This window comes from Armatimonadota bacterium (genome assembly GCA_018268395.1).
GTDB lineage: Bacteria > Armatimonadota > Fimbriimonadia > Fimbriimonadales > Fimbriimonadaceae > JAEURO01.
Window position 1 is genome coordinate 844,692 of record JAFDWQ010000001.1, and the last position, 17,551, is coordinate 862,242.

General features: G+C 62.9%; 21 protein-coding genes. 5 read left to right on the forward strand and 16 right to left on the reverse strand.

Going from position 1 to position 17,551, the window contains the following annotated elements:
- Nucleotides 1-35: 35 nt before the first annotated feature.
- From JST30_03835 to JST30_03855, 5 genes are all read right to left on the reverse strand, one after another.
- Nucleotides 36-401, reverse strand: coding sequence for a DUF423 domain-containing protein (locus JST30_03835; protein MBS1713447.1), 366 nt, complete (start codon nt 399-401; stop codon nt 36-38).
- On the reverse strand, nt 398-1,483 hold the full coding sequence (locus JST30_03840) for an aromatic ring-hydroxylating dioxygenase subunit alpha (GenBank protein MBS1713448.1): 1,086 nt from the start codon (nt 1,481-1,483) through the stop codon (nt 398-400). The genes JST30_03835 and JST30_03840 overlap by 4 nt, the downstream gene beginning before the upstream one ends.
- 82 nt (nt 1,484-1,565) lie before the next feature.
- Nucleotides 1,566-1,808, reverse strand: coding sequence for a hypothetical protein (locus JST30_03845; GenBank protein MBS1713449.1), 243 nt, complete (start codon nt 1,806-1,808; stop codon nt 1,566-1,568).
- A complete protein-coding gene (locus JST30_03850; GenBank protein ID MBS1713450.1) occupies nt 1,808-2,212 on the reverse strand; it encodes a DUF4332 domain-containing protein in 405 nt (134 codons plus the stop codon). Before JST30_03850 ends, JST30_03845 begins: the two co-directional genes overlap by 1 nt.
- Nucleotides 2,213-2,314: 102 nt before the next feature.
- Nucleotides 2,315-3,142 (reverse strand): prepilin-type N-terminal cleavage/methylation domain-containing protein, encoded by an 828-nt coding sequence (locus tag JST30_03855; protein ID MBS1713451.1) that lies wholly within the window; start codon nt 3,140-3,142, stop codon nt 2,315-2,317.
- 53 nt (nt 3,143-3,195) lie between these two features.
- On the opposite strand from JST30_03855, the gene JST30_03860 reads away from it, so the two are divergent.
- Nucleotides 3,196-3,528: a hypothetical protein gene (locus JST30_03860; protein MBS1713452.1), complete on the forward strand. Its 333-nt coding sequence runs from the start codon at nt 3,196-3,198 to the stop codon at nt 3,526-3,528.
- Here the strand turns inward: JST30_03860 and JST30_03865 are convergent.
- Together JST30_03865 and JST30_03870 are read right to left on the reverse strand one after the other, a co-directional pair.
- Nucleotides 3,501-4,436 carry a DUF4434 domain-containing protein gene (locus JST30_03865; protein ID MBS1713453.1) on the reverse strand — a complete coding sequence of 312 codons (936 nt, stop codon included), beginning with the start codon at nt 4,434-4,436 and terminating at the stop codon, nt 3,501-3,503. The two genes, JST30_03860 and JST30_03865, sit on opposite strands and share 28 nt — an antisense overlap.
- Before the next feature lie 13 nt (nt 4,437-4,449).
- Complete coding sequence (locus JST30_03870) at nt 4,450-5,961, reverse strand: trypsin-like peptidase domain-containing protein (GenBank protein MBS1713454.1); 1,512 nt, start codon at nt 5,959-5,961, stop codon at nt 4,450-4,452.
- 230 nt (nt 5,962-6,191) lie between these two features.
- Between JST30_03870 and JST30_03875 the strand changes: the two genes are divergently transcribed.
- A complete protein-coding gene (locus tag JST30_03875; GenBank protein ID MBS1713455.1) occupies nt 6,192-6,872 on the forward strand; it encodes a response regulator transcription factor in 681 nt (226 codons plus the stop codon).
- Nucleotides 6,859-8,178, forward strand: coding sequence for a HAMP domain-containing protein (locus tag JST30_03880; protein MBS1713456.1), 1,320 nt, complete (start codon nt 6,859-6,861; stop codon nt 8,176-8,178). The genes JST30_03875 and JST30_03880 overlap by 14 nt, the downstream gene beginning before the upstream one ends.
- Here the strand turns inward: JST30_03880 and ruvB are convergent.
- From ruvB to JST30_03910, 6 genes are read right to left on the reverse strand one after another with little or no spacing between them, the layout of a single operon-like run.
- Entirely contained in the window at nt 8,154-9,179 is a 1,026-nt protein-coding gene (gene ruvB, locus JST30_03885) for a Holliday junction branch migration DNA helicase RuvB (GenBank protein ID MBS1713457.1), read from the reverse strand. The two genes, JST30_03880 and ruvB, sit on opposite strands and share 25 nt — an antisense overlap.
- Nucleotides 9,176-9,766 carry a Holliday junction branch migration protein RuvA gene (gene ruvA, locus JST30_03890; protein MBS1713458.1) on the reverse strand — a complete coding sequence of 197 codons (591 nt, stop codon included), beginning with the start codon at nt 9,764-9,766 and terminating at the stop codon, nt 9,176-9,178. The genes ruvB and ruvA overlap by 4 nt, the downstream gene beginning before the upstream one ends.
- A 21-nt stretch (nt 9,767-9,787) precedes the next feature.
- Nucleotides 9,788-11,464: a DUF4127 family protein gene (locus tag JST30_03895; protein ID MBS1713459.1), complete on the reverse strand. Its 1,677-nt coding sequence runs from the start codon at nt 11,462-11,464 to the stop codon at nt 9,788-9,790.
- A gap of 22 nt (nt 11,465-11,486) precedes the next feature.
- Nucleotides 11,487-12,359 carry a glucose-1-phosphate thymidylyltransferase RfbA gene (rfbA, locus tag JST30_03900; GenBank protein MBS1713460.1) on the reverse strand — a complete coding sequence of 291 codons (873 nt, stop codon included), beginning with the start codon at nt 12,357-12,359 and terminating at the stop codon, nt 11,487-11,489.
- A complete protein-coding gene (locus tag JST30_03905) occupies nt 12,356-13,378 on the reverse strand; it encodes a dTDP-glucose 4,6-dehydratase (protein ID MBS1713461.1) in 1,023 nt (340 codons plus the stop codon). Before JST30_03905 ends, rfbA begins: the two co-directional genes overlap by 4 nt.
- A gap of 45 nt (nt 13,379-13,423) precedes the next feature.
- On the reverse strand, nt 13,424-13,882 hold the full coding sequence (locus tag JST30_03910) for a dTDP-4-dehydrorhamnose 3,5-epimerase family protein (protein ID MBS1713462.1): 459 nt from the start codon (nt 13,880-13,882) through the stop codon (nt 13,424-13,426).
- 111 nt (nt 13,883-13,993) lie between these two features.
- On the opposite strand from JST30_03910, the gene JST30_03915 reads away from it, so the two are divergent.
- A complete protein-coding gene (locus JST30_03915) occupies nt 13,994-14,536 on the forward strand; it encodes an RNA polymerase sigma factor (protein ID MBS1713463.1) in 543 nt (180 codons plus the stop codon).
- Complete coding sequence (locus tag JST30_03920; GenBank protein ID MBS1713464.1) at nt 14,523-15,575, forward strand: hypothetical protein; 1,053 nt, start codon at nt 14,523-14,525, stop codon at nt 15,573-15,575. Before JST30_03915 ends, JST30_03920 begins: the two co-directional genes overlap by 14 nt.
- 100 nt (nt 15,576-15,675) lie before the next feature.
- On the opposite strand, the gene JST30_03925 is transcribed toward JST30_03920, so the two are convergent.
- The 3 genes from JST30_03925 to JST30_03935 form a co-directional block, all read right to left on the reverse strand.
- Nucleotides 15,676-15,912, reverse strand: a complete 237-nt coding sequence (locus tag JST30_03925; GenBank protein ID MBS1713465.1) for a hypothetical protein — start codon at nt 15,910-15,912, stop codon at nt 15,676-15,678.
- Nucleotides 15,913-16,050: 138 nt separating this feature from the next.
- Nucleotides 16,051-16,287 (reverse strand): hypothetical protein, encoded by a 237-nt coding sequence (locus JST30_03930; GenBank protein ID MBS1713466.1) that lies wholly within the window; start codon nt 16,285-16,287, stop codon nt 16,051-16,053.
- A 131-nt stretch (nt 16,288-16,418) separates the two neighbouring features.
- Nucleotides 16,419-17,525, reverse strand: coding sequence for a hypothetical protein (locus JST30_03935; protein MBS1713467.1), 1,107 nt, complete (start codon nt 17,523-17,525; stop codon nt 16,419-16,421).
- Nucleotides 17,526-17,551: the final 26 nt, after the last annotated feature.

A 17,551-nucleotide genomic window follows, 5' to 3' on the forward strand; every position in this document is an offset into this window, starting at 1 on the left:
TTGCCCCGGACGGAAAATCGCCCGTCCGGGGCTTTTTAATCTGTCCTGCGGGCGAGGACCGTAGCCGCCCACGCCGTTCCCACGAGCAGGAACACGCCGCCTAGAGGCGTCACCGCACCCCAGACGCGCACCCCGCTCAAGGCCAGAACATAGAGGCTTCCCGAAAACACCAGGCCCCCGGCACAGACGAGCCGGACCGGCCATCGCAGGTTTCCGCCCGTACGGTCCGCGGCCAAGCCGATGCCGACCAACGCCAAACTGACATAGACCTGGTAGACCTGGCCTGTCCGGAAGACCTCCAACAGGTCGGGCGTCAATCTGTCCTTGAGACTGTGCGTTCCGAAAGCGCCTAATGCGAACGCAACGGCCAAGCTCCACAGCCCGACCGCAACCGTCTTCATGAGAGCCTCTCGGCCAAGAACCGGTGGAACTGATGGACGCCGTTCTCTCGTGCAGGTGAGAACCGGCCCCGGTCGTAGAACCGGGACCGGACGCCCTTTTGGACCAGTTCGACGATCGCTTCATCCTCGCGCTCGACCCTGTCCAAAGCGCCTCCGGCGCCCGAACCCAACTTTGATTCGTCCCAGACGAACGGTATGAAGCTCACCTTGGTCCGGTTCGGGGCCAGCGGCTTGACGACGTTGACGGAAAGGCCCCACGGATAGAAATTGAGCATGAGGTTCGGGAACAGCCAGAAATAGAACGCGCCGATGCGACCGCCCGAGTCCGGATGGCCTTCCGGAAGGACGAACGCTTCCTCGCCGTCGGCCGCTGCTCCCAGTTGCAGGTTCCCATGCTTCAAGAGGACCGTCCGATATTGACCGTAGTCCAATGTCTGGTTCAGGGCCGCATGGATGTACGGAATGTGGAAGCCTTCGAGATAGTTGTCGACGTACAACGCCCAGTGGGCGTTGACAAGGTAGTCGCGGCCCCTCTCCGGCGCGGACCGAAAGGTTTCGACAGGTATCCAACCGACCCTTTCCTCGACCTCGGCAAGATAGTCGTCCAGGGACGTTTCGGGCTCGACCGAAGCGAACGCGTGCCTCCTCCATTGCCCGAACGAGACCGGGGGAAGATCGTCGGCAGCACAAGGAAAACCCTCGACACCTTCGAACTCCGGCATGAACTGGCATTTGCCGTCGAGGCCGAACCTGCGACCGTGGTACCGGCACCTCAGGCTGTTCAGGTTCGCGTCGCCTTCGACGACCAGGTTGCCCCGGTGCGTGCACACGTTGCTCAGACAATGCAGACCGTCGTCACGGTCGCGGGTCAGGACCAGCGGCTCGTCGAGACACCCCTCCAACAGGGTGAACGGATGGACTTGCCCTGGAACCTTGACGGTATCCAGGTCTCCGACCCATTGCCAGCTTCTGGCGAACACCTGGTCTTTCGACCGTTCGAAGACGTCGGGGTCACAGTAGAAACGGGAAGGGATCGTACTGGCCCGACCGACCTCCGTCTGCATGTCGAACATCCGGCCCATGGATCCAGGCTACCTTGGGGCGGGGGGCATTCGGGGCGCCCGTCCTGAAGGAACAGGGCGCCCCGTCCCGGGTGGTCAAAGTCTAATCCGTCGACCCGGTCTCTTGAGGGGCGAACTGCCCGAGAAGGTCGCCGACTCCTGGAATGTTGCCGAGCATGCCTTGGAGGTCGCCTCCGAACAGGCCCTGGACCTTCTCGGCCAAGTCCCCGTTCTGAAGCATCGCAGGCACATCGTGGCCACCGGACTGAAGCTTGGCCAGGACGTCAGAAGCCTGGGCCGGGTCGATCCCGAGCTTCGCGGCCACTTGTGCGACGAGGTCTTCCATCAGTGTGTGACGATCTTCGGCAGCGCCTTGGCCTGCTCGACCCAATCCGAGACGACGGACTCGCTCGGCATCGACCGGACAAGGTTCTTCGCCGCGTTGATCTCGGCCATTTTGGCGTGAAGGTTGGCACCGTTCCGCTGGGCGAGCTCCGGCACGCTGTCGACGCCCGAGGCTTCGAGCAAATCGGCGTACTCCGAACCGACGCCCTTGATGCGGGCCAAATCGGCTCGGTTGACCCACTCGAGGATCTTCGACTCGGGAATGCCCGACTTTCCGGACAGTTCTTCACGGCCCTTTTGAGTGGCGCCTGCCTGCAAGAGTTGGTCCTCGGTCTTCACGCCGGCAGCTTCGAGCTTTTCGGCGAACGCACCGCCGATTCCTTCAATATCCTTCACGTTTCCCATTTGAATCTCCATCAGGCAAAGCCTGATCTGGGTTCATTTTACTCCCGTTCCTCAGTTTCGAGGTTCTAAGGTTCGAAGGATAGGCTTAAAGAATTGAGAGGCTTACGGATCGAAGGACAGTGACGGTTTGACCACCTTGAACACGAAGAAATCGTTACGACGGACGGCTTCCCAAGTCTTGATCCCCGCATGTCCGTCGCTAAAGACGTAGTTGCCCTTCGACCTGTGGCCCGGGGTCGTCTTCTGGTTGTACGCCGACCCGCAGCCAGGAGGCGGCAAATCGATCGGGCCCCTGGCAGGCTTGACCCGGCCGGCAAGTTTCGACGTGTCGCAGTCGATGAAGCCGGAGCCCCAGACCGATCCGACGTACTGGTCGTCGACCGAAGGCGAGTACTGCTCCACGTAGGCGATCGTGGCTGAAGGTTCGCTCAATTCGGACGTCGACCGCCCGGTCGTGTCCCAACTGCTCTTCTTCAGGAACCTGTACACGCCGGTGTTGTCGTCCGATCCGTTCGCTTGCTTGGTATAGATCGGACCCACATAGGAATAGGAGCGTTTGAGCCGGAGCGTCTTGTAACGGCCGTCCCACCACGGCATACCGTTCGGATCCCGGCGCGGGTTGGTGTCGCTCGGGCACGACCAGACGGCGTCGCTCTTGATGTACGGCATCAATTGCAGATCGGGCGGAAAGTAGTCGCTGTTGCCGCCGTTCACGGACGGCACCCTGGTCGCCCAGGCAGGCATCCGGTCGTCCTCGTCGGCCGCGTAAAGGTGCGAGCCCATGCCGATCTGCTTCGCGTTACTGAGGCACACCGTTTGTTTGGCCGTCGCTTTCGCTTCGACAAAGACGGGGAACAGGATCGCGGCCAAGATCGCGATGATCGCGATGACGACCAAGAGCTCGATCAGCGTGAACGCCCTGGCTCGCATGGATGCGCAGTGTATCCGGGTCGGACCCGTCACCGCGCCGGTATCCTCCCTTCATGTTCCGCCGGAGCAACCATATTTCGGTCCAAGTGCGCGCCGACGAACTGGAACAGGCGGTCCGGCACTATAAGGGCCTCTTCAAGCTCGAGGAGACCGCACGGGAAGAAGGCTCGGTCGAACTCAAGGGTTCGAACTTCACGATCTGGGTCGACGTCGCCGAGAAGCCCGTCGTGCTTCAAGAGTTCGTGACAGGCGAGGCGGCCGAGGCCCGGAGCGCCGTAGAACGCTCCGGAGGGACAGTGACGGGCGAATCGCCGTTCGGGTTCTACGTCACCGACCCCTACGGAATGAGCTACCACGTCTACATCGAAGACGAAGCCGAAACCTGAGCCTGATCCGCGTCGATTCCGTGCGCCTCGCAATACCTGCGGAACAGGTTATGAGCGGACGGGTAGCAAGAGTGCGGTGACAGGAAGTGGGCGAACTCGAACGTCACGATCTTCTCCGCCACCTGGGACGCCTGCTCCATTTTGAGCCTGAGATAACGCCAGTCGGCGGGAGGGAACTTGATCGGCATGTCGCGGTCGAACGACTCGACGTTCGACCAACACGTGATCCCGTACCTGTCGCACAGGCCCTTCACCCCTTGATGGAAGGCGGGCAGTTCCGCGTACTGGATCTGGCCGTCCTGGAACGCGCAGACGTCCACGGCGCCCTGGGTCGCGTCGAAGACCCGGTCCCAGTGCTCGAACGTCTCGTCCAAGGTGAACGTATCTCCGGGACCGAACTGCTTCGATCCCATCGGATACGGTGAGATCAAAACCGGCCGGTCGAGGGTTTGTTTACAGTATCGGCCTAGAGAGTTAAAGATATCGATGATATGGAGGTCGTTGCGGGCTGCCTCGTGGCACATGTACCAGCCCGCGAAAGCCTGAGACGAGCCGTAGCGCTCGACGACCTCGTCCACAAAGGCCCGGTTCCACTCGACTTCCCGCCACCAAGTCCGTCTCGTCCAGAAACGGCCCGTATCGAAGAGGCCCCAATACAGCGAGAGACCGAATTCCTCGGCCAGGTCAAGAAAGAGCCTGCCGAGGTCTTCGCGGACAGGGAGAAGGCCGGGCACCGACCGTGCGGGAAACACACACTTGTCCTGGTAGCCGGATCGGATCAAAACGACCGTATCGATCCCGATCGCGCGGTACAGGGCGAACTCGCGCCTCCATTCGCGCGGGCCCCAGTTCTGGCTCGGGATGTCGTGCGTGATTTCGTCGAGGAACGTCCCCGTCAGCCGCAACATCGGCCGATTGTATCTAGTCCTTGTCCGAGAGCTTCTTGAGGAACCACGGCACGGTGTCCAAGTACGAGCGGACGAACTCTTGAACCGCCGTTGGCGCGACCCCGCCTGCCAAGTCCAGGTCCGCGACCAGGAACGGGTCGCCTTCCGAGTCCGTGAAGACCTTGAAGAAGCGGGCCGAAGCGTTCAGGCCGTTGATCTTGGTCAACGGGACCGAGCGGTCCATGGCGACGCCGACCGTCAAAGCCAAGCTTGTTGCGGGGCCCGTCTGACCACGGTCCGAAAACTGGTGCAGACGGACTTTGACGCCCGAGTGCAGAAACTCGTAGCTCGAAGCTCCGGAGCCGTCTTCGACCTTGGTCCATTTCACCTTGACACTGTCCAGCACCTTCTCCAACTCGCCGTCGCCGATCTGGACGCAGAGGGCGTCGTGGCCGGTGCCCGGCTGAGGTGCCGTCTGCGTCGTCCTTACGGTCTTGCCGCCGAAGACCGACCGCTCGAACTCGGAGACGGTCTGGCCGAACGTCTCGATGAAGCGGACCAGGCGTGCCGTTCCGATCCCTGGTTCCAGGTCGACGTCGTCTTCGACGAAGACCGTCCCGGCCTCGTCGCGATAGCAGCGGGCAAAACGGTGTTCACGGTTGAAAGCGTTGAGTTTCTCAAGGTCGAGATCCGCCGCGCCCGAGTAGCCCGCTCCAAGACTAAGGTTGACGGTCGGCCCCGAGGGAGCGTCTTTCGCGTATTGGAAAAGCGTGATCTTCGTGCCTTCGGCGTCGTAGACGAACGCCGTCTTGCCCGTCCCGTCGTCCTTGGTCTTGACTCCTAGTTCGAGCGTATGGAACAGGTCGGTCAGCGCCTTGTCGTCCACGGATTTCAGCAAGGGCCCGGAAGGAACGGCCACCGTCGCCGAGAACGGGACGGAAGCGTGCGCGTTGTCGAGTCCCCCCAACTCCTTGGTCGGAACGGCGAAATTCAGGTTCTGGGCGTCCCGCCATTGCCACGAGACGATGCCGAGCACTTGGCCGGCCGTGTTGAACAGTGGCCCTCCACTGTTCCCCGGTGAGACCGGACACGTGAACTGGTAGAGGCGGTTCGTCCCCACGATGGGCGTCTGGCTGATGAGGCCGTCGCTGATCGAGAACTCCATGCCCTTTGGCGACCCGATGACGAACGCCCTCGAGCCCACCTTCGGGTCGAGACCGGCCAATGGGAGCGGTTTACGCGAACCGGTCTCAAGGGAAATGAGGGCGATGTCTTTAGCGGGGTCCTTGTCGATCAGGCCCTGGACGGTGACGCTCGTCCCGTCGGAGAACTTGGCCGTGACCCTGCGCGCACCCTTGACCACGTGCCAAGCCGTGACGGCGACGTTGGGCCGGAACGCAAGGAACGCCGTGCCGATCGAGACGGTGCCTCCCGGCCTGTCCACCGTGAGGGTCAGCACCGACGGCGAGGCGTTCTCGTACAGTTCTTCGGGCGAAACCTGTTGGGAAGCTCCGGCGACGCCAATGAGGGCGATGAGCGCATGCATACCGCTGACCTAACCGGGTTATCGGTTCGAATCTGGCCCTGGCACAGGCGCACGGGACGCCCCAGCCTTCACATTCCCTCAAATTCGAGCAAGGAATCCCTCACATTCAGATTTTCCAACCTGATTCTAATGTACGGTCAAGAGTCCCCGTCTAACATAGGTCGTGAAGAAGGCGGAAACGGATGACTTTAGAGAGCAGTAAACTCATGGCGGTCGACGACACTGCGGGAATGAAGATTCTGGTCGTAGAGGACGAGCCCCGGGTCGCTGAGTTCGTCACAGCGGCCCTCAAGGAATTCGGATATTCGGTCACGTGGTCGAAGACGGGCCGAGAAGGCGCCGCCCGGCTTAAGTCTTCGGAGTTCGATGTCGCCATTCTGGACCTGCTCTTGCCCGACATGGACGGGTTCGCCGTCCTTGAGGAAGCGAGGAGGGCCGGGATCGCGACGCCGGTGCTCGTCTTGACCGCGCGCGCCGCGGTCGAGGACCGCGTCAAAGGCCTTGACCTGGGAGCGGACGATTACCTCCCCAAACCGTTCGAGCTCAACGAGTTGTTAGCCCGCGTCCGGGCCCTGTTGAGGCGTCGGCCGTCCGACTACAGTTGGCTCACCCTCGGCGACCTGACCCTTGAACCCGTCAGCCGGAAGGTCGTCCGTGGAAACCGTAGGATCGACCTCACAGCTCGCGAGTTTTCTTTGCTCGAACACCTGCTCAGGAACCGAGGGCGGGTCATCAGCCGGACGCAGATCATGGACGCGGTCTGGGGAGACCCTAACGGGGATTCGACGGTCGTGCCTGTCTACATCAACTACCTGCGCTCGAAGATCGAGAGCGCGGGCGAACCGAAGCTGATCCATACCGTCCGTGGAGTAGGATACGTGATGGAACTGCGCGACATTGCGTCCCCGTAGCCTTAGGCTCAGACTGACACTCACCGTCGCCGCGTTTTTCGGCGCCTTCCTGGCGTGCCTTTTCTGGGTCGCCGCCCGTACGTACGCGCTCGAACAGTCCCATGCCGCCGACGACGAACTTCTGACCGTCCTCAATGCGTTCACCGTCGAGTATCGGGCGTCGGCCAACGTCAAGTCATTGACCGACATCGTCCGGAGCCCCAGGTCGCCCAGTGCGGCCGTCTTCGACGCGGCCGGGTCCGCTCTCTTCTCGCACGGATCGGTGACGCTCGACAACGTAGAAGGCAAAGGCATCAGCAACATGGGCGGCTACCCGGTCCGCTTCGTGTCGAGGACGATCGACGGCCGGACGTTCGTCGTCGGCGACAACTGGCAAGACGTCTTGGACGCCCAACAGAAGCTCAACGTCATGCTGGCCCTGATCTGGATCCCGCTCGTGGCCCTCGCTGCCTTGATCACATGGTTCAGCGTGACGCGCACCTTCCGACCCTTGCTCGCCATGGCGGACGAGGCGGACAGGCTCGCTTTGGCGGGACGCTCGAGCCGGCTCGCCGTACCGTCCAGCACCGAGTTCGGCCCACTCGCCGTCCGTTTGAACGCGTTCTTGGACCGGCTCGAAAGCGGGATCAGGAGGCAGGAACGCTTCGTCGAAGACGCGGCCCATGAACTGCGCACTCCGCTGACGATCCTCAGGGGGCAGGCGGAAACGGCGCTGCTCCGCTCCAGAACGCCGGAAGAGTACGAACGCGTCCTCGGAGTCATCGTGGAAGAAGCGGCACGGTTGTCCCAATTGACCGACACCCTTCTCGTCAGCTCGGGCGGAGACGACCGTCCCGTCGAACCGCAACAACTGGCGATCACGGTCCAAGAGACCGTGGACCGATGGCGCCCCCGTTTCGAGGAACTTGGCGTCGGGCTGAGGTCGCGGATCTCTTCCGCCATGGCCGCCATCGAACTCCGCGAGATCGAGACCGTGCTCAACAACCTGTTGGCCAACGCGCTCCGCCATTCACCGCAAGGATCGGAGTGCTGGATCACGCTGGCGGGAGACGTTTCGGGGGCCGTCCTGACCGTGTCCGATCAAGGCCCGGGGATCGAAGACGAAGCCAAAACCCAAGTGTTCGAACGGTTCTTCCGGACCGACGCCTCGCGGAACCGGAGCGAAGGAGGGTTCGGAATCGGACTCGCGATCTGCCGCCGTATGGTCGAAGACCGGGCGGGAGAGCTAACGGTCGAAGACAATCAGCCCCATGGGGCGAAGTTCATCGTCAGTTTCGGCCGCTATTCGAAGAGCCCGCGGTCCTGAGCTGCCGGCGGCGCGATCCCCAAGTGCCGGTAAGCGGCTTCGGCCGCCCCTCGACCCCTCGGCGTGCGCTGGATGAATCCCTGTTGGAGCAAGAACGGCTCGTAGACGTCTTCGATCGTTCCCGCGTCTTCGCCTGTCGCGGCGGCGAGCGTGTCGAGACCGACCGGTCCGCCTGCGAACTTTGTGACGATCGTGCTTAAGATCGCCCGGTCCACGCGGTCAAGCCCGAGGGGATCGATACCGAGCGCAGCCAACGCTTTGTCGGCGATCGCGCGGTCGATCACGTCCCGTCCGTCCACCTGGGCAAAGTCGCGCACCCGACGCAGGATCCGGTTCGCGATACGGGGCGTCCCACGTGACCGGCCGGCGATCTCGCGGCCGCCCGATTCGTCGATCGGGAATCCCAAGACGTCAGCCGACCGCCGCACGATCTGATAGAGCGCCTCGGAGTCGTAGAATGCGAAGTGCATGACGATGCCGAACCGGTCACGGAGCGGCCCGGTCAGGAGTCCTTGTCGCGTCGTCGCACCGATCACGGTGAACGGCGGGACCTCGAGCCGGACCGAGCGTGCGGCGGGCCCTTTCCCGATCATGAGGTCGACCTTGCGGTCCTCCATGGCCGGGTAGAGCATTTCTTCGACCGTCCGCGGAAGGCGGTGGATCTCGTCGATGAACAGCACGGCACCAGGCTCGAGGTTGGTCAAGATGCCGACGAGGTCGCCTGGGATCTGCAACGCCGGGCCGCTCGTGACTTGAATCGGGCAATCCATTTCGTTCGCCACGATGTGGGCCAGCGTGGTCTTGCCGAGTCCCGGAGGCCCGTAGAGAAGCAAGTGGTCGAGCGGTTCGTCTCGAAGCTTGGCCGCAGATAGGAACACGGTCAGATTGGAGCACAGTCCGTCCTGACCGATGAATTCGGCCAGGCGCCGCGGCCGAAGGGCCAGTTCGAAACCCTGGTCTTCGACCAAGGCGGTCGGTTCCAACTCGCCGGGACGGCTCATCGCACAAGGCCTCTGAGAGCGATCTTGATCTGGTCAGACACGTCGTCGGCCTGGTCCCGGGCTTCGGCCGCAGCCGCCTCGGCCTCTTGCCGGCGGTATCCGAGAGCCAGCAGGGCCTCGAGAAGTTCGTCCTGCTTCGCCGTCCTGGGGCGGGCGACCACCGCTGCGAGTTTCTGCTCGAACTCGACTTGGGGCACCTTGTCCTTCAGCTCGACGATGATCCGTTCGGCCAGTCGGGGCCCGACTCCCGGCACCCGCGTGAGCGCTTTGACGTCTTGGGCGAGGATCGCTTGCATCGCTCCACTTTCGCCGATCGACCCGAGGATCGCGAGCGCCGTCTTTGGGCCGCACCCCTTCACGTCCCGGAACAGGTCGAACGCCCGCCGCTGGTCGGCGGCGACGAAACCGTAGAGAGACTGGTCGTCTTCGCGAAAGACGTGCCGCACGTAGAGGTCGGCGGTGCCACCGACGACGAGTTCGAACGCGACGGTCGCGGGAACGAGGACGTGGTATCCGACACCGTGACAGTCCACGACGACCGAGGCGCCGTCGTTCTCGAGGACCTCACCGCGGAGCCGGGCGATCATTCCCTACAGGTTACCCTGTGTCTAGTACTTTTCGCCGCCCGGGCCGAGGGGCAGGATCGGGAACTGACTGAAATCGACGTTCTGAGCGGCGGCGGACAAGGGCTCGACCTCGATGGAAAAATCGAGCTTGACTTCGTAAGCGCGCGGCCAAGGCAGCCTGATCTCGACGTCACGGATGCTCGTCACCTCGTATTGCTTCGCACCTGCGAAAAACCTCGTCCCTTGGAGCTGCTCTTTGAAGCGGTTCTGCAACCTGTTGCCGAGATCGGTCTTGACGAGGGCGTCGACCTTGGCGAGGGCGGGGCCGTACGTCTCCTCCCGCGAGGCGTTCGGAAGCTTATCGATCATTGCGTACGCTTCGGGCCGGACGAACTTGTGGTATTCAAAGTCGTTGACCAGCCGATGGAGGATGAAGGCGCGCAACGCGACTTCCCGCTGGAGAGGATCGGCACCGGCGCGTCGGGCCAACATGTACACGTTCGCCGCCGGGATCGTCGTGCCCATCGTGTTCCCAGCCGTGTTCCATCCGGCATAGGCGAGGACGCGCGACGATCGGCCCTCCGCGGTCAAGGCGTCGTAAAGCCTTGGGTCCGCCGTACCGGAAGACCCCAGGTTGACGTCGGCGATCGCGACGGGCATCCCCTGATCGACTTCCGTCTTCATCGACCGCAGGAACGCGTCCAAGGCGAACGCCTTAGGGTCCGGAGTGTTGACGTAAAGAGAGTAGTCGAAGCTCTCACCAGGCTTGGCAAAGTCCGCACCAGACCCGATGATCTGGTCGCGCAAGCTGTTGTCGAGCGTCTCCGACTCGTAAAAGGCGATCTTTTGTCGACCGGCCTCGTCCGCATAGACGACCCGGATCTTCGGCGTCCATGTCTCCGACCGCATCAGCGCACGGCTCAACAAGACATTGGACAACTGGTCGATACCCGCCGCATGGATGATCCGGTCCGCGATCTCCAGGCTCTTCGAAAGTTCGATGAGCTTTTTCGACTCCGGCACGTGGGGGCCGACCGGCTTGGCATCGTCTTGACCTAGGGCGAAAAAGTCGAACGCTCCCAGTCTCGTCATCCGCATCAGCTCTTGCTGGACGCGATGGTCGCGGTCACGGACGGCGTAGTACCGATCGATCTCGCCGACGGGGATCTGCTTTTTGAGGTTCGCGGCCGTCGAGCGAAGCGGGGCCGTGTCCGTGGACTTGAGACGCTCTTTGACGTCCACAAAGCGCGCCAGTTGGTTCCGCCACGCCGCGTTCTGGCGGGTCGCGGTCGGGGCGAGCCGCATCATCGCCGAAAACCCGTAGACCTTGATCCCCGGATTCTGCTTGCGCACTTGCCAAAAATCGCGGAGGCGCTTGATCGCCAGCGTGTACGACGTCCTGTCGGTCCGTGATGCGATCAGTCCGCCGTACGCGATCATGTCGGTATTGACGACCAAGGCGTCGCAGGACGGCAACGTTTCCGCAAGCCACTTCGTGATGGCTTCAGGCTTACCGGGTTGGACAAAGTGGCCGAGAAGCTCGTCCGGCGGCGTCACGACTTCGACCCCGGCCAGGTGCCCGATCATTTGGGCGAACTGGGTCGTGGCCGGCCTGTCGTCGACCGGGATCAGCAGCACGCGCTTGATCGACAGCCCCGCGTGGGCGGAACAGACCGCCGCGCACAAGGACAGGACCGCCGAACGGCGCACCCACCACATGGACCCGAGGATACCAGCCTGGTCACTCGGCTTCATCGGCGATCCGTCGAAGGTAGCGGCCATAAGCCGTAGACGGCATCGAATCGGACGTCTCTTTCAGGGAATCGGCACCGATCCAACCGTTCCGGAAGGCGATCTCCTCCAGGCACGCGATCATCAGGCCCTGTCGCTGTTCCACGGCCTCCACGAAGTTCGAAGCCTGCAAGAGCGAGCCGTACGTGCCCGTGTCCAACCAGGCATAGCCCCGGTTCAAACGCGTCACTTGTAGCGACCCTTCGTCCAAGTACAGCCTGTTCAAGTCGGTGATCTCCAATTCACCTCGCGCCGATGGCCGTAGCCGATGAGCCTTGTCGCACACGGAACGGTCATAAAAGTACAGGCCGGTGACCGCGAAATTGGACTTTGGCGCTTGTGGCTTCTCTTCAAGGTCGACCGCCTTTCCTGTCGCGTCGAACGCGACGACGCCGTAGTCGCTTGGATTCTCGACCTGATAGGCGAACACCGTGGCCCCCGCCTCCCGCGAGGCCGCCTCTCTGACGAGGTGCGTGAGGTCGCCGCCGTAGAACACGTTGTCGCCCAAGACCAGCGCGGCCCCCTCTCCCGCCAAGAAGCTTTCGCCGATCAGGAACGCCTGGGCGAGACCCCCCGGGTCGGGCTGGGCGGCGTACGACAGCCTGACTCCGAAGCGCGACCCGTCACCCAGGAGCTTTCGGAACGCCTCCTGGTCGCCAGGTGTCGTGATCACCAGAATGTCCCTCAAGCCGGCCAGCATCAGGACGCTGAGCGGATAGTAGACCATCGGCTTGCTGTAAACCGGAAGGAGTTGCTTGCTCGTCGCGGTCGTCAGGGGGAACAGCCGGCTTCCGGTCCCGCCCGCTAGGACGATCCCCTTCACAGGTCCTCACCGAGGCTCGGCCCGTAGAACGCCTTCACGAACGCGCGGTAACCGTCGTCGGCCACGATCGGCTCCCACCAAGCCCGGTTGTCGCGGAACCAGTCGATCGTGTCGTTCAGGCCTTGGTCGAACGGCACCTCTGGTCTCCAACCGAGCGCCTGGACCTTGCGCGTCGTCATCGAGTACCGGGCGTCATGGGCGCCCTTGCGCGGGTCCGGTATGTTCTTGACGAGACGGCCGTCTAACTGCAGCCGGTCCAGGATCTTCTCGACGACGATCCGGTTCGGGCGCTCGTTCACATCGCCGATGTTATAAACCTCGCCTGGCTCGCCCTTGGTCAAAACCGTCCAAATGCCCGCCGCATGGTCGCGGACGTGGATCCACTCGCGCACTTGGTTCCCTTCGCCGTAGAGCGGCACCTTCTTGCCCTGCAACAGGCGCGTCAAGAAGAACGGGACGAGCTTCTCGGGAAAGTGGTTCGGCCCGTACGTGTTGCCGCCCCGTGTCAGGACCACCGGCGTGCGGTACGACGTCCAATGGGCCCGGCACAGCAAGTCGCCGCCCGCCTTGCTCGCGCTATAGGGCGTGTTCGGCTGTAACGGGCTTTGCTCGGTGAACTCGCCCTCCGCGATCGAACCGTAGACCTCGTCGGTGCTGACGTGGAGCATTCGCTCCAGGCCGTGCTTCCGGGTCTGTTCTAACAGGACCTGCACGCCGAAAGTGTTCGTTTGGACGAAGTCGCTATTGTCCAAGAGCGAACGATCGTTATGGCTTTCAGCCGCAAAGTTGACCAAATGGGTGATCTGATGTTCGTCAAGGAGCCGACCGACCGTTTCCGCGTCCTGCACTTCCCCGCATTCGAAGACGACCTCGTCAGCGACCGGGTCGAGGTTGGCCAGGATGCCGGAATAGCGGAGAGCGTCATAGGCGACGATCGGCACGTCGGGGGCCAAGCCGCGCACGAGGCGCACGAAGTTGGATCCGATGAACCCGGCCGCACCGGTGACGAAAAGCCTCATCCCGGCGGTATTGTGCCCCAGCCGGGCGTATCGCCGGGTGACTCGTCAGTCCGGCAGCCGGAAGCGGGAGTCCGGATCGCTTTCGTGCCGGATCTCGTCCACAGGCCCGGCCTTGTCCCGTCCTGCATAAAGCCTATCGGGAAAGTTGATCACGAAGGCGTCTCGGTCGCCGACGTTGCGATAGGCGTGCACGACTCCTGGCGGGACGTAGACCGCGAGGGGGTTTTCGGACCCCGCTTCGAAACGCTCGAACGCTTCCTCCTGCCCAGGCCGGTTCTCCCACAGATAGACCTCGTAACGTCCGTCCACGAACGCGAACCCGTCCGTTTGGCCGGCGTGCTCGTGCGGGCCGCGCGCCACACCCGGCCCCGTCATGCTGATATAGGCCATTGCGGGCTCGAAGCCGTCCGGCAGCTCGTCGTCACGGAACAGCTCGAGGAGCCAACCCCTGGAGTCGGTGTGGCGGGCGAGCGGGCGGACGATGACGCCCGGAATGCGGTCCATCCCGACATTTTGGCCCGTCCAGGCTACGGACGCTCCGTGGCACCCAAGTCCCAAGATCGGAAATTCTTTCAACCGTTCGTGCGGTAACGCTCTCAGTTGGGTCGGAGAACGATGATTCTCGAAAAGCACCTTCCCCTGGCAAGGCCGGCGACGTACGACAGCGAGGCGCTCCGTGAGTGGGTCCACGCCCACCACGACGACATCTTCAGGTTTTTGAACCATCTGACTCGGCACCGGGAGGCCGCCGAGGATCTCGCCCAGCAGACGTTCGTCAACGCTTACCAGGCCCTGGACTCCTTCAGGGGCGAGTCAGGCATGAGGACCTGGCTTCACCGGATCGCTTTCCGCGAATACGTCGCATGGCGCAGAAAGCGCAGGCTGACCCTCCCCCTCGACGTGCTCGGCGGCCGCCACGACCGCCGTATCGCCGACGTGGAGAACGAAGTCGCGCTGCTCGGCGCCCTCCACAAGATCCCCGCAGCCCACCGCGAGGCGTTCCTGTTGTTCGAAGTGCAACAGCTCAGCGTGGACGAAGTGGCCGACGTCATGGCGCTCAAGCCCGGCACGGTCAAGTCCCACCTGCACTTTGCCCGGAAGAACCTGAGGACGCTGATCGGTGACGAGGCTCAGGAGGCGAACCATGAAGCTGAATGAAGACATCCTACGACTGAGGGCCGAAGGCTCCAGCCCGGAGGCGAAAGGGCGGGTGGTCGAAAGACTCCAGGAGAAACGCAGAAGAACGACCATGACCATTATCGGAAAACTCAGCATCCCCGCCGCGCTCGTCGCGGCCGTCGCCATCGGCGGCATGCTCAGCGTCCCCCGCACCGCCCTCGCGTCACCTGCGACCGTGGCGAAGGCCATCCGCGACGTGAAGAACTACGTGATCGACTCGTTCACAATGGTCGGCGGCAAACGTACGCTGACCTCCAAGACGACGGTCACCAACGGCAAGCTCTCGCGACAGTTCTATGACGCGCTAGGCGCCCCGATCGCCGAAGGCAAGGTCAACGCCCTCGACGGCAAGCTGTTCGAACTGACCATCGGCCACGACGCGAACGGCACCCAACGGATTCGGAAGTCCGAAGGCGGCCCCGGTGCGGACGTCCATATCGTCACGGGCGAAAGGCTCGACGGGCCGGTAAAGGAGATCGAAGTCCAAGGCAGCCCGATCGGCGACGCCCAAGGGCGGTCGGTCGAGATCAAAGCCGAGAAGGGACCCGACGGCAAGGTGACGAAGAAGGTCATCGTGGACGGAAAGGAGGTCAAAGACCTTCCGGCCGATCTCAAGGACAAAGTCGGCGTCAAAGTCGGAAAAGGCCACGACGTCCAGGGCCTGCACCTCGAGATCGGCTCCGCGATCAAGTCCGGCGAAGTCGTCCGTGGCGGCATGCTCGTGATCGAAGGAAACCACAACGGCGACGTGACGTCGTTCGCCTCCGGCCAGACGTCGGTCGATTACCTCCTCAAGCTGCTCGACGACCAAACCCGCTGGAACATCGACCGCGGCGTGACCGTGAACGGCCAGAAGCTCGACAAGTTCACCTTGAAAGGCCCGGCCAGCCCGATCGAGCTTTTCGTCGACCCGATGACGAGCCTACCGAGGCTGCTCCGGTTCGTCGGCCCGGGCGTCGGCGACCATCCTCAGGTCGAAGACGAGTACGTCTACGGCGCCGTCCCGCCCGTAAAGTAAACGCACCGTGGCCCTCTCTTTTCCGACCGTGCGAACGGAGAGGAGAGGGCCACGGTTCGCTCGGTTGCCATAGAGCCAGTGCCCCGTCGATGCCGACGCACTAATCAGGATTGTTTGGCACGTCGGGCTTCGGACCTACGGGACAATTCGCTCCCAAAGCGGAACCGGCCTTTGGCTGTCCAAAGAAAAGCCAAATCTGGACGGCGCAGATCAACCCTCCGAACACGCCGCCCCAGCCTTTGAAGGCCTGCATGGTCACTGCCAGCCAGAGCGCCCACTGCCATAAGACCAGCACCGCGAACTCAAAGCCTAACAAGCCTCCGAGCATCGCGATCAAGGCACGTTGGGGCTTCGACGGGCCGGCTAAGAGGACCTCCAAACGTTGACGGGTTTCAGCGTCCAAATCTTGTTGCCAATCGTGAAGCCCACCCGATTCGACTTCGGCCTGCGGACCGCGGGCCCTTGGGGACGGAGTTCAACCCCCTTCAAGCCTGTCCCGTGTGAGAAGGAAGGCCATGATGACGGCCGTGGAGGGTACGAGCCACGGCAAGGACCAGTTCAGACCCCAGGCCCACGCCATGGCTAACGGTGCGGCCATCCAGACGAAGAGCGTCAATGCTCCGAAAAAGAGCATGGCCACCTCGCCCCAGAAGAACCATTTGCCCTTACCGATCAGCATCGGCGCGGCCATCAGCGCGAACAGCCACCGCATGGCTGTATTCTGACATCGGGGCGGAAGCGCTCGTGATCGACGTGCTTTTCGTGAAGTCACTCTGCCGGAATTCCGAGACCAGGGATTTCAACGGCGCCGACCACGAACCCTTCCACATGCCCGCTTCGTGATCAATGAAGCCTTTTTTGCGCCCGGTTCTTTCGTTTCGCGCCAAGACCGAGCAGCAACGGCAGCGCCGCCAAGAACCCCGAAGGCTCCGGTACGGGCGTCGCAAGGAACGTCCGTTGTACGCCTTGGTAAACCGCCGTTCCCGTGAACTGACCCGCGTTGTTGAAGGCGTGCACCTGCCGAAGGCTCCAGCCCGACCAGGAATCGTCCATCAGGTCGGTCAGTAGCATCGGGTTCTGTCCCTCCCGCCATAAATATTGCGACCGAGCCAAACCCTGGACGGCCTCTCCGAAGAAGAGCCCGTCGTTCGTCACGAACCGCAGGCCGCCTTCCGTGAACCCGGTCGGTAAGGCACCAAGCTCAGGGCCGCTTCCGCGCCTCCAGAGTGTCGGTCGCGCGTGCACACCGACGCTGGAATGGCCGACGATGACGCCCTCATCGTTGATCGAATTGACGCCCGCCTCCTCTCCCAGACTCAATGCAGAAAGCGTGGAGAGGCCGTCCGTGGGAGACCAGCGCCAAGAACCGTGAAGCCCGTTGTTGTCCGAGCTCGTACCGATCACCTCGTTCGAATTGTTCAAAGTCACGGCCTCGGAGTACTGGTCGTAGATCGTCCCGAGGTCTCGGGGCGCTTTGCCGGGCTCCCAGAGGGTCGCCCGTCCCGTGCCGTTCGTAAGGCTCAGAGAAACTCCGCACACGCTACCGCTGTCGGCGACGCTCCCCGCCCACGTGATGCCACGTCCTGGCAGCCCGTTCAGCGACTTGTAGCCTCCGGAACTGCTCCACGTCAGCGCCTTGTAAAGGCCCGCTGAAAGGCCGGTCACGCCGACGCACGTGCCCGCGCTGTTCACGTCGTTGAAGACTGTCCCGTGGTTGTTCGGATACTGGCCGGGGAGGATCGTGCCCTCGGACCGGCTCCAATAGAACGGCGCGTCTTCCGATGTCGAAACGTAGCCCGCGACACGGCCGTCGTCCGAAAGGCCCCGTGGCGTTCCCGGAGGGTTCGCGACAGGCAAGGCTTCGATCTTGTACTTGGCGTAAGGCTGGGCCAGCGCCATTGCCGACACGACCGCCATCACAAACGTCGCGGATCCCTTCATCCCGTTCATCGTGAAGCATTTTGCCGACCGCGAGT